The 11,964-nt window shown below is 73.6% G+C and carries 9 protein-coding genes; 5 read left to right on the top strand and 4 right to left on the bottom strand.

Annotation, left to right across the window (positions count from 1 at the left end; all coding sequences use genetic code 11):
- Positions 1–61: 61 nt before the first annotated feature.
- Positions 62–1,756, bottom strand: coding sequence for a S8 family serine peptidase (locus tag QFZ82_RS06835; protein WP_307712274.1), 1,695 nt, complete (start codon positions 1,754–1,756; stop codon positions 62–64).
- Between QFZ82_RS06835 and QFZ82_RS06830 the strand changes: the two genes are divergently transcribed.
- Positions 1,719–1,994 (top strand): hypothetical protein, encoded by a 276-nt coding sequence (locus QFZ82_RS06830; RefSeq protein ID WP_307712273.1) that lies wholly within the window; start codon positions 1,719–1,721, stop codon positions 1,992–1,994. The two genes, QFZ82_RS06835 and QFZ82_RS06830, sit on opposite strands and share 38 nt — an antisense overlap.
- Before the next feature lie 360 nt (positions 1,995–2,354).
- On the opposite strand, the gene QFZ82_RS06825 is transcribed toward QFZ82_RS06830, so the two are convergent.
- The 3 genes from QFZ82_RS06825 to QFZ82_RS06815 all read right to left on the bottom strand — a co-directional run bounded on the left by QFZ82_RS06825 (position 2,355) and on the right by QFZ82_RS06815 (position 5,634).
- A complete protein-coding gene (locus QFZ82_RS06825) occupies positions 2,355–2,786 on the bottom strand; it encodes a pyridoxamine 5'-phosphate oxidase family protein (RefSeq protein ID WP_307712272.1) in 432 nt (143 codons plus the stop codon).
- A 119-nt stretch (positions 2,787–2,905) separates the two neighbouring features.
- Positions 2,906–4,369: an amino acid permease gene (locus QFZ82_RS06820; RefSeq protein ID WP_307717646.1), complete on the bottom strand. Its 1,464-nt coding sequence runs from the start codon at positions 4,367–4,369 to the stop codon at positions 2,906–2,908.
- Positions 4,370–4,632: 263 nt separating this feature from the next.
- Positions 4,633–5,634, bottom strand: coding sequence for a hypothetical protein (locus QFZ82_RS06815; protein WP_307712271.1), 1,002 nt, complete (start codon positions 5,632–5,634; stop codon positions 4,633–4,635).
- Between the two features lie 503 nt (positions 5,635–6,137).
- Between QFZ82_RS06815 and QFZ82_RS06810 the strand changes: the two genes are divergently transcribed.
- The 4 genes from QFZ82_RS06810 to QFZ82_RS06795 all read left to right on the top strand — a co-directional run bounded on the left by QFZ82_RS06810 (position 6,138) and on the right by QFZ82_RS06795 (position 11,794).
- Positions 6,138–7,592: an FGGY family carbohydrate kinase gene (locus QFZ82_RS06810; RefSeq protein WP_307712270.1), complete on the top strand. Its 1,455-nt coding sequence runs from the start codon at positions 6,138–6,140 to the stop codon at positions 7,590–7,592.
- Positions 7,589–9,013, top strand: coding sequence for an FAD-dependent oxidoreductase (locus QFZ82_RS06805; RefSeq protein WP_307712269.1), 1,425 nt, complete (start codon positions 7,589–7,591; stop codon positions 9,011–9,013). Before QFZ82_RS06810 ends, QFZ82_RS06805 begins: the two co-directional genes overlap by 4 nt.
- A gap of 31 nt (positions 9,014–9,044) precedes the next feature.
- A complete protein-coding gene (locus tag QFZ82_RS06800; protein WP_307712268.1) occupies positions 9,045–10,349 on the top strand; it encodes an NAD(P)/FAD-dependent oxidoreductase in 1,305 nt (434 codons plus the stop codon).
- A 71-nt stretch (positions 10,350–10,420) separates the two neighbouring features.
- Complete coding sequence (locus QFZ82_RS06795) at positions 10,421–11,794, top strand: bifunctional transcriptional activator/DNA repair enzyme AdaA (RefSeq protein ID WP_307717645.1); 1,374 nt, start codon at positions 10,421–10,423, stop codon at positions 11,792–11,794.
- Positions 11,795–11,964: the final 170 nt, after the last annotated feature.

Here is an 11,964-nt window from a genome sequence, read left to right as displayed (position 1 = left end):
GCACCCCCGGCAGAAGCCGGGAACGCGCCGTGACCTGCGGTGATACATCCGATCGGGTGGATCAGAAGGTGAGGCTCCAGGAGTCGATGTAGCCGGTGTCACCCGAGGCCACATCGCGGACCTGAAGCTTCCAGGTGCCGCCTGCGACCTCGGTGGAGGCGTCGACGGTGTACGTCGCGAGGACGTTGTCGGCGCTGTCCGAGCCGGAGGACGCCTTGAGGTTGCGCACCGTGCCGTCCGGGGCGACCAGGTCGATCACCAGGTCGCCGCGCCAGGTGTGCTTGATGTCCACGTCGACCTTGAGGGCGGCGGGGGCGTTGCCGGTGCGGTCCGTGACCGCGATCGACGAGGTGACGGTCGAATTGTCCGAGATCGTCACGTTGTTCGTGTTGCTGTAGACCGAACCGCCGGGGGTGGCGCCGGAGACGGCGTTCACCGTCTTGGTCGCGTCCGCGATGCCGGCGCCGCAGCCGCCCGTGCAAGTGCCGGGCAGCGGCCTGGCGTTCGCCTTGATGGCGGACTCGATGTCGGCCGGGGTCAGCGTGGGCTTGGCGGACTCCAGCAGCGCGGCGAGGCCGGCGATGTGCGGAGCGGCCATCGACGTGCCCTGGTAGGGCTTGTAGTTCTCGGTCGACTGGGTGGTGGTACCCGAGTTGAGCGTCGAGAGGATGCCGTTCTCCGGAGTGGTCACCGTGCCGGGGGTGTCCGTGGCGCGGCGGGTCTCGCCGCCGGGTGCCGAGACGTCGACGATGGTGCCGTAGTTCGAGTAGTACGACCGGTTGCCCTCGCGGCTGGTGGACGCCACGTTGATGATGTTCGCGCAGTTGGCGGGCGTGAAACCGGAGGCGTTGGTGTTGCTGTTGCCCGCCGCGACAACCACGGTGGTGCCGCGGGAGACGGCGCCGTTGATGGCGTTCTGGTAGACGCTCGGGCAGGTGCTGCTGGCGCCGCCCAGGCTCAGGTTGATGACCTTCGCCGGGGTCGCGTTGGCCGGGATGCCCGGCACGGAGCCGCCGGAGGCCCAGGTGATGGCGTCGGCGATGTCCGAGGAGGAACCGCCGCACTTGCCGAGGACGCGGACGTGCTGGACCTTCGAGCCGTACGCGATACCCGCGACGCCCTTGGCGTTGTTCGTCGTGGCCGCGATGGTGCCCGCGACGTGCGTGCCGTGCCAGGAGGAGTTGCCGGCCCGCGAACCGACGCCGCACTCGCCGTCGGTGGCGTTCCAGTCGCCCTCGTCCTTCGGGTTGCTGTCACGGCCGCCGCCGTCACGGGCGTCGGTGGAGCTGGAGATGAAGTCGTAGCCGGCGACGGTGTTCGCGGCGAGGTCGGTGTGCGCCGCGTACCCGGTGTCGATGACGGCGACGGTCACGCCGCTGCCGGTGGTCTTGTCCCAGGCGCCGGGCACGTTCATGCCGCCGGTGGCCTCGAAGAGGTCCCACTGCTTGGCGTACTCGGTGTCGTCGGGGGTGACGGCCATCGCGTAGGCGCGGATGTCCGCCTCCACGGAGGCGACCTGCGGGTCGGCGCGGAAGGCGTCCATGACCTCGGCCAGGTCCTTCGTGGACGCCTCGCCCCCGAGGTCGACGAGGGCCGAGCCGCCGGCGAGCCGGCGCTCGAAGGACAGGCTCTCGCCGGTCTTCCCGGCCTTCTCGGCCGCGTCGCTCCTGGCCGCCGTGTTGGACGTGGCCTCGGCGGCCTTGGACTTGTAGGTGACGATGACCTTCTCCACCGGCGCGGCCGGAGGGGTGGACATCGCCTGCGACGCCGGGGCGGGCTTCGGCGCGGGATTCGCTGGCGTTGCGGCAAACGCCACGGAAGTCGTCGCGGCAACGCCGGCGAGCGTGGCGCTCGCTGCCGCGACGGCTATGAGTCTCCGCCTGGAACCGTTCAAGGTGTTCCTCTCGAATGACGGTTTCTTCGCCGAGCAGGCGGCGCAGGGAACCGCGGTCGCAGTGTGGGGGTTGCTCCCCGCGGTTCCCCGGGCCGGGTAGCCCGCGCGCCGCCGCCGGCACGACGGCCCCCCTCTTCGGGGCCGCACCGGCAGAGCCCGATCTGCATGCACCTGACAGGCGAGACGTGGAGCTCGCGAGTCAGGGGGGCGGGATCTGCCGGTGCGGCAGACAGTAGGAAAAGCTGAGGTGAACGCGATACGGGGAAAACCCTTGTCCCCCTCGCCGCTCACGGGAGGGAGGGAGGGGGACACGGCGTCAAGGGCGGGAAACTCCCAGGGAAACAGCGAGCCGCCCGCGGCCTGTGGCCGACGGGCGGCTCGCCCTTTCCTGCCCTGCCCGAGCCGAGGAGCGTCGGCTCCTCACCTCCACCCCGGCGACGTCGTCGGTCGGGAGGCCGGCTCAGACCTCGCCGAGGTCCGAGCTCAGCCAGCGCTGCGGCCGCATGTGGACGACCACCTGATCACCGTGGTTCTTCCAGGCGAAGTCGACGTAAGCCTCGACCTTCTCGGCCGGAAGGTAGCGGGCGGAGATCTCCACCAGCTGCTCCCGCGTGGCCGGCACGGTGTCGATGACAGGGCCTTCGACCGATACGTACCGGATCGTGGGCTCCACACGGTCGACCATGAGGCTGAACCGCCCCGCCTCCGCGATCAGCTGCCCCTTGCGGGAGTCGCGGCCCGTCATGATCCATATGTCGCCGCCCGGGGCGTACTGGTACCAGATGGGCACCGTGAGCGGCGCCCGCCCGCCGTTGTCGCCCGACTCGACCGCGAGCGCGGCGATATGAGGCTCGGCGAGGAACTGCTCACGCTCGTCACGGGAGAGGGCCACGACACACTCACTCCTTCGGTAGGCACAACACGCAAGACGTCGGACTCCGGCAACGGAGCGCCTCGAGCCCCAACACCGTTGCCACGCCGGTCATTCCGGCGCACGTGGTCAGCTGAGCGTCAGACGATGTTCTCCGCGATCTCCGCCTGCTCGCGGGCGTTCCCGTACGCGGCGGGCGTGCTGTACGTGCGCCGCGCGACGAACCACCACACGGTGGCCAGGACCAGCACGGCCACCAGTGCGATCGAGGCGTAGTTCATCGAGTCGACCGTCACCGGGCTCGACTGCGGCAGGCAGAACAGGACCGTCACACACGCCACCCACACGACGGCGACCCAGCCGATCGGCCTGCTCCAGCGGCCCAGGCTCCACGGCCCCGGACGGAAGCGGTCACCCGCCCGCAGCCGCAGGTAGACCGGGATCGCGTACGCCGGGGTGATGCCGATGACGTTGATCGCCGTGACGGCGCCGTACGCCGTCGCCGAGTACAGCGACGGCAGCGCCAGCACGCAGGCGAAGCCCACGGACAGCCACACCGCTGGCACCGGCGTCTGCGTACGGCTGCTGACCTTGCGCCACAGTGCGGAACCCGGCAGGGCGTTGTCCCTGCTGAACGCGAACACCATGCGGCTCGCCGCCGCCACCTCCGCGTTGCCGCAGAACAGCTGCGCGACGATCACCACGAGCAGCAGGGCGGACGCGGCGCCGCTGCCGAGCGCGTCGATCAGGATCTGCGCCGGCGGCACGCCGGTCGCGGTCTCCTGCGTGCCCGCGTAGTCCTGGATGGCGAAGGTCAGGCCCGCCAGCAGCGCGAAACCCGCGATCCACGACACCCAGATGGAACGGACGATGCCCTTGGCCGCGCTGACCGAGGCGTTCGACGTCTCCTCCGACAGATGCGCGGAGGCGTCGTAGCCGGAGAACGTGTACTGCGCCAGCAGCAGACCGATCGCGGCCACGTAGAGCGGGTTGTCCCAGCCGGTGTCGTTCACGAACTCGCCGAAGACGAACTCGGGCGACTGGTGGTCGGACGGGACGATCGCCAGTGCGCCGACGATCAGGGCGACACCGGCCAGGTGCCACCACACGCTGATGGAGTTGAGCAGGCTCACCAGCCGCACGCCGAACAGGTTCAGCGTCGCGTGCAGCAGCAGGATGCACATGAAGATGAGCATCGTGGAGCCGGGTGTCGGCTCGAAGCCCCACTGCAGATTGAGGAAGGCGCCCGTGAACAGGGCGCAGCCGTAGTCGATGCCGGCTATCGCGCCCAGCAGGCCGAGCAGGTTCAGCCAGCCCGTGTACCAGCCCCACTTGCGGCCGCCGAGCCGGTCCGCCATGTAGTACAGCGCGCCCGAGGTCGGGTACGCGCTCGTCACCTCGGCCAGCGCCATGCCGACGCACAGCACGAAGAGACCGACGCCGGCCCAGCCCCAGAGCATCACCGCGGGGCCGCCGGTGCCCAGGCCGAAGCCGTAGAGCGTCATGCAGCCCGACAGGATGGAGATCACCGAGAAGCTGATGGCGAAGTTGCCGAAGCCGCCCATGCGGCGGGCGAGGACCGGCTGGTAGCCGAGTTCTCGCAGCCGCTCCTCCTCGTCCCTGGGCGGGACCTGGCCGGAGCCGGGCTGGTCCGTCGCGGGCGGAGGCGACGGCGGGGACGGCGGGGACGGCGGGGACGGCGGGGACGGCGGGGACGGGGACAACGGAAACACCTCCGGAGAAAAGGCGATGCAGGGAGCGGACGAGGCGGGACCGAGCGGGCGGAAGCGGACGGGGACAGGAAGCGGACGGGGCCGGAGCGGGGGACGGCCTCGCCAGGGACGGGCGACGCCTTGCGGACGCGGCGCTAGGGACCGGAGCGCGCCTCCCGGGCCGCGGTGAGACACCGGGACCGGGCGCGCAGGAACACCTCCTTCGCCAGCGAGGCGTCCTGGGGATCACGAGTGCGGTACGACCACGGCGGCGGCGTGTAGTACGGGCCGAGCGCCTCGAACACCCGGCCCGCCTCGGCGAACTGCTGCGCACCCCACAGCGCGTGCGCCAGATGGCCGAGGTCCAGCAGTGAACGGCGGGCCGGATCCGCCGCGTCGAACCATCCGGCCAGCGCGCTCCGCGCCTCACGCGCCGCGTCGTCGGTCACCCAGTGCAGGTCGAGCGCCTTCTCGTGGCCGCGCTCACGGCGGTAGCGCTCCACCCGCACGTACAGCGGGAGCACCTTCACCGCCGACCCGGGCGGAGCCGAGGACGACGCCCACTGGACGAAGTTGAACGCGTCCGACAGATGCCCGCCGGCCCGGCGGCCGTACACGAACTGCAGCATCCGGTGGTAGGCCTCGCGGTTGTACGGATCGCGCTTGTCCGCCTGGGCCAGCAGGCCCCACGGCCCAGGGAAGAGCATCGGACCCGGCGGGGCCGCGCGGTGCTCCTCCAGCCGCTGCCCCTCGTCGAGCTGCGCCAGGGCCAGCAGGCACACCCAGGGCACCGGGTCCTCGGGAGCCGCGTGCGCCGCCGCACGGCACGCCTCCCAGCCCTCCTGCCACAGTTCGCCGGTGCGGTGATGCCCCTCGCGGTGCGCCCGCAGAGCGCGCTCCACGACCACACGGCAGTGCATGACGGCCGCCGCGGGACTCGCCGGCTCCTCCGCGCGCCATGCCTGGACCGTGTCCGATCCGGCGGCGACCGCGGCCAGCACCTGGGTCCGCTGCGTCCACACCGCCCAGTCCGTCGTGTCCGCCAGCAGATTCCGCATCGCCAGCCAGCGGCCGGTGCGCAGGTCCTGGAGGGCGGCCCGGAGTCCGCCGTCGTGACCGGCCGGGTGGTACACCGGCCTGAAGTCTTCCTGCGCCATCAGCAGGCCCTCCCGTGCCGGGCCGTGCGGGGCTCGGCGGTCACGGCCCGGACCCCTCCGATCCCCTCGGTCCGTGGCAGCGCTCGGGCGGTGAACTTAAGCTCATGGGGCCTCTTGGGAGATGGGGAGGATGAGGCGTGCGAGTCTGTCCGGCGGGCGTCGGCGTCCACCGGACCAGGGACGTCCGGGGTGGCCGACCGCCGTGGGCGAGGAGCCGGACGCCCGGCAGCGCACCGGCCGTCCGTCGTGCGGGGGCAGACGTCCGGTGGTCGGCCGGACGCCGACAGGCGATGTCACACCGACGGGGAGCTGCGCCGGCCCCCCTTCCGCTTGCCGTGACGCGCCGATCTTACTCAACCACTCGAACAGATCAAGGAGTTGCTTGATGTATCCGTGGGAAGGAAGGCCGGTCGGGCCTTGACGCGGACGGCGGTCTGCACCACGCTCGTCGGCAGCGATCAAGACTTCGATCAAGGTTTCTTCGAGCGGAGAACGGGGTGGCCGTGACAGGCCCTGTACTTGCCGTCGACCAGGGCACGTCCGGGACGAAGGCGCTGGTCGTCTGCCCCGAGCGGGGCGTCATCGGCAGCGGCTTCGCGCCCGTCGCGCCTCGCTACGGGCCCGGCGGCCGTGTCGAGGTGGACCCCCGCGCGCTGCTCTCCTCCGTCGTCGACGCCGGGCGCCAGGCGCTCGCCCGCGCGGGCGAACCGGTCATGGCCGTCGGCCTCGCGAACCAGGGCGAGACCGTCCTTGCCTGGGACCCCGCCAGCGGCGAGCCGCTCACCGACGCCATCGTCTGGCAGGACCGCCGCGCCGCACCCCTGTGCGACGAACTCGCGCCGCACGCAGGCGAGTTGAGACAGCTGACCGGACTGCCGCTCGACCCGTACTTCGCCGCCCCGAAAATGGCGTGGATCCGCCGGGAGCTCACCCGCGACGGTGTCGTCACGACCAGCGACTCATGGCTCGTGCACCGGCTCACCGGAGCGTTCGTCACCGACGCGGCCACCGCGGGCCGGACCCAGCTCCTCGACCTCGACACCACCGACTGGTCGCCGCGAGCCCTGGACCTCTTCGGTCTCACGGGCGAGCGCCTCCCCGACGTCGTCGACGCCGACGGGCCGGTCGGCGTCACGACCGCGTTCGGCCCCGGCATCGCCCTCACCGGCCTGCTCGTCGACCAGCAGGCCGCGCTGCTCGCCCAGAGCGTCACCGAGGCGGGCACCGCCAAGTGCACCTACGGCACGGGCGCGTTCCTGCTGGCGCAGACCGGACCGACACCCCGCCGTGCCACGACCGGCCTCGTCAGCTGCGTCGCCTGGCGGCTCGGCGGGAACACCAGCTACTGCCTCGACGGCCAGGTGTACACGGCCGCGTCCGCCGTGCGCTGGCTCACCGACCTCGGCGTCATCTCGGGAGCGGCCGACCTCGACCCCGTCGGCTCCGCCGTCCCCGACAGCGGCGGCGTCACCTTCGTCCCCGCGCTCGCCGGGCTCGCGGCCCCCTGGTGGCGCGGCGATGTGCGCGGCTCGGTCACCGGACTGGGCCTGGACACCGGACCCGGGCACCTCGTCCGCGCCCTGTGCGAGGGCATCGCCGCCCAGGTGGCGGGGCTCACCGACGCCGTGGCCGCCGACCTCGGCACCCCTCTCACCTCGCTGCGCGTGGACGGCGGGCTCACCCGCTCCGCGCTGCTCATGCAGACCCAGGCCGACCTGCTCCAACTGCCCGTGGAGGTGTCGGCGTTGCCCGACGCGACCGCGCTCGGCGTCGGCGCCGTGGCCCGGCTCGGCACGGACCCGGCACTGTCACCGGAGCAGGCCGTCCCGCAGTGGGCGCCGTCCGCCGTCTACGAGCCGCGGATCGGCGCCGACCAGGCCGCCGAGCGGCTCGCGCGCTTCCGCGCCGAGGTGGACGCCCTGTTGGAGCGCTCGCCCGCGACGGCACCCGCCGTATGACCGTCACGACCAGCGGCGAGGTGCCCGGCGGCCTGCACGACGTCGTCGTCGTGGGCGCCGGTGTCGTCGGCGCCGCCATCGCCCGTGAACTGGCCCGGTACCGGCTGCGCACCGCGCTCGTCGACGCGAGCGACGACGTGGGCAACGGCACGTCCAAGGCCAACACCGCCATCCTCCACACCGGTTTCGACGCCGTCCCCGGCTCCCTGGAGGCCCGGCTCGTACGCGAGGGACAGCGCCGCCTGGCCGCCTACGCCGCCGAGAGCGGCATCCCCGTCGAACCCGTCGGCGCGCTCCTCGTGGCCTGGGACGAGGAGCAGCTCACCGCCCTGCCCCGGCTCGCCGACAAGGCCGTACGCAACGGCTGCCACGACACCCGCCTGCTGGACGCGGCCGAGACCTACCGCCGTGAACCGCGCCTCGGTCCCGGCGCGCTCGGCGCCCTGGAGGTCCCCGGAGAGTCGGTGATCTGCCCCTGGACCACGACGCTCGCCTACGCCACGCAGGCCGTACGCGCCGGAGTCGCTCTCCACCTCAACTGCCGGGTCGAGTCCGTCACCGGGGGAGCGGTCCACGAACTGTCCACGGACCGCGGCCCGTTGCGTACCCGCTACCTCGTCAACACGGCCGGGCTCCACGCGGACGAGGTCGACCGCCTGCTCGGCCACGACGACTTCACCGTCACCCCGCGCCGCGGCCAGCTGATCGTCTACGACAAGCTCGCCCGCCCCCTCGTCCGCCACATCCTGCTGCCCGTGCCGACGGCGCTCGGCAAGGGCGTGCTCGTCGCGCCGACGGTGTACGGCAACGTGCTGCTCGGCCCCACCGCCGAAGACCTCGACGACAAGCGGGCGACCGGTTCCACGGCGCAGGGAATCGAACTCCTCCGCGAGAAGGGCCGGCGCATCCTGCCCGACCTGATCGACGAGGAGGTCACCGCCGTCTACGCCGGACTGCGCGCCGCCACCGGGCACGAGGACTACCGCATCCGCTCCCGTCCCGCGCAGCGGTACGTCACCGTCGGCGGCATCCGCTCCACCGGGCTGACCGCCTCGATGGCCATCGCCGCGTACGTCGTGGGGCTGCTCCGCGACGCGGGACTCGATCCCGGGCCCGCCGGGCCCCTGGAGCCCGTGCGCATGCCCAACATCGGAGAGGCGTTCCCGCGCCCGTACCAGCGGGCCGACCTGATCGCCGCCGACCCCGAGTACGGCACGATCGTCTGCCACTGCGAGCGCGTCACCCGCGGCGAGATCCGCGACGCCCTCACCGGCACGCTTCCTCCGGCATCACTCGACGGCCTGCGGCGCCGCACGCGTGCCCGCGGCGGCCGCTGCCAGGGGTTCTTCTGCGGCGCCGCCGTCCGCGACCTCTTCGACGCCCACCGCGCCGGGGAGCCGACGGGCGGAGACGCACGATGAGCCGACGTGACCCCCGGGGCGGGGGCGCCCGATGAGCCGCCGTGACCTCTCCGGTGATGCGGCCGGCCCGCAGACGCGCCGGGAACGCGCCGTCGACGTGCTCGTCGTCGGCACCGGTCCGGCGGGCCTCGCCGCGGCCGCCCGGCTCGCCGCCCACGGCGCGGGCAGGGTCGAAGCCGTCGAACGCGAACAGGAGCCCGGCGGCAGTCCCCGCCACTCGCCCCACCGGGGCTTCGGCCCCCGCCACCGCCCCCTCGACGGCCCCTCCTACGCCCGCGGGCTCGTCGACGCCGCCACAGCGGCCGGAGCCGTCCTGCGAACCTCGGCCACCGTCACCGACTGGGCCGGGCCGCTCACCGTCGACCTCACCACCCCCGCGGGACTGGAACGGGTCACCGCGCGGGCCGTCGTCCTCGCCACCGGCGCCCGCGAACGTCCCCGCAGCGCCCGCCTCGTCCCCGGCACCCGGCCGGACGGCGTGCTCACCACCGGTGAACTCCTGCGGTCCGCGCACCGGTTCGGGCGCCGCGCCGGCGGCCGCGCCGTCGTCGTCGGCTCCGAGCCCGTCGCGCTCACGGCCGTCCGCACCCTGCGCGGGACCGGCACCCAGGTCGTCGCGCTCGTCACCGAACGGGCGCACGGCCCGCTGCAGTCGCCGCGCCATCGCGTCCCGGTGCTGACCGGCACCACGGTCGCCGAGCTGACCGGACGCGGCCGGCTCACCGGCGTACGGCTGCTCGGCCCGGACGGCGCCCTGCGCCTGATCGCCTGTGACACGGTGGTCTTCACCGGCGACTGGATCCCCGACCACGAACTGGCCAGGCACGGCGGCGTACCGCTCGATCCCGTCACCCGTGGCCCGGCCGTCGACACCGCCCTGCGAACGGCACGGGCCGGGGTCTTCGCCGCGGGCAGCCTGCTGCGCGGGACCGAGCCCGCCGCCACGGCCGCCGACGAGGGACGGCACGCCGCAGCGGCCGTCCTGCGCCATCTCGGCGGCTCACCCTGGCCCGGTGAGGGCCTGCCCGTCCGGTGCGAGCCGCCGCTGCTGCGGATCACTCCGAACGTCGTCACCCCCGCCGGCCCTCCGCCTCCGCGCGGCCGCTTCCTGCTGCGCACGGCGGAACGGCTGCCGCACGCGGTCCTCGTCGTGGAACAGGACGGCCGGCTTCTGCACCGGCAGCCGCTGCCCGGCACCGCCGTGCCCGACCGGGCGGTCCACCTGTGGCCGGGCTGGCTCGGCGGAGTGGACCGGGACGGCGGCGCGGTCCGCATCAGCATCATGTCCGATTTCCGCCAGCCGGGGACCGTGGAGCCTCCGATACTGGCCCTATGACCATCGACGGCAGCCGGACGGCCGACGGGCGCCCCGCGCGGACCCGGTCCGAGGACGTCCTCACCGGGGCTCTGACCGAGGACAGCAGGTACCAGGCGGTGACCAGCCGCGACGCCCGCTTCGACGGCGTCTTCTTCTTCGCCGTCTCCACCACCGGCATCTACTGCCGCCCCAGCTGCCCGGCGGTCACGCCCAAACGCCGGAACGTCTCCTTCTACCGCACCGCCGCTGCCGCCCAGAGCGCCGGATACCGCGCCTGCCGCCGCTGCCGCCCCGACGCCGTGCCGGGCTCCGCCGAATGGAACGTCCGCGCGGACGTCGTCGGCCGCGCCATGCGGCTCATCGGCGACGGCGTCGTGGACCGCGAGGGCGTCGAGGGACTCGCCACCCGCCTCGGCTACAGCGCCCGCCAGGTGCAGCGCCAGCTCAACGCCGAGCTGGGCGCGGGGCCCATCGCGCTGGCCCGCGCGCAGCGCGGTCACACCGCACGCGTCCTGCTGCAGACGACGACGCTTCAGGCCGCGGAGATCGCGTTCGCGTCCGGGTTCGCGAGCGTACGGCAGTTCAACGACACCATCCGCGAGATCTACGCCGCCACTCCCAGCGAGTTGCGTTCCGCCCGCGCGGGACGCGCTCTCGCGCCGGGCGGGGGCGCGGGCGTCCCGCTGCGGCTGGCCTACCGGGGCCCGTACGCCGCCCGCGACATGGTCGACCACCTGGCGGCCGGCGCGATCCCGGGGGTCGAGGAAGTCGTCGGCGACGACGGCTCGCGCATCTACCGGCGCACCCTGCGCCTGCCCGGCGGCGCCGGAGTCGCCGAGGTGTCCGAACGGCCGGGTCCCGGAGGCTGGCTGGAGTGCCGCCTGCACCTCGCCGACCTGCGCGACCTGACCACGGCGACGCAGCGCGTGCGCCGCCTGTTCGACCTGGACGCCGACCCCTGCGCGGTCGCGGACCGCCTCGGCGCCGACCCCGTCCTCGCCCTGCTGGTCGCGGCCCGCCCCGGCCTGCGCGTCCCCGGTGCTGCGGACCCGCACGAGGCCGCGATCCGGGTCGTGGCGGGCGGATCCGCGGCAGATCTCGTGGCGGCGTACGGAGAGGAGCTGTGCGTCCCCAGCGGCGGCCTCACCCGCCTCTTCCCACGCGCCGAGAGCCTGACGGAGGCCGGTCCGCCGGCACTGCGCTCCCTGGCGACCGCTCTCGCCTCCGGCGACCTGACGCTGGACCCGGGCGCGGACCGCGACGAGACCGAGCGCCGTCTGCTCGCCCTCCCGGGCGTCGACGGCGCGACGGCCGCCCGCATCCGCATGCACGCCCTGGGCGACCCGGACGTACTGCTGCCCGACGACCCGGCGCTGCCGGCCGGCGCCGACCCGGAACGCTGGCGTCCGTGGCGCTCGTACGCCCTGCAGCATCTGCGGGGAGCCGAGGACGGTCGTCAGTAGACGCCGGTCCAGCGGCAGCCGCACGGACACCGTGGCATCAACGGGCGGACGGGTGAACGCCGTTGCCCCCAGGACCGCCGCCCGGAGCGCATTCTCGGCACGCGTAGGGGCGCCTCATCCGCCAGGGGCGCCGCCGCGTGCCCCGTCACCCGTACGGACCAGCAACGTCT

The sequence above is a fragment of the Streptomyces sp. V4I23 genome, from assembly GCF_030817975.1.
GTDB lineage: Bacteria > Actinomycetota > Actinomycetes > Streptomycetales > Streptomycetaceae > Streptomyces.
Note: the sequence above shows the minus strand (reverse complement) of the source record. Positions and strands in the feature narration are given on the sequence as shown.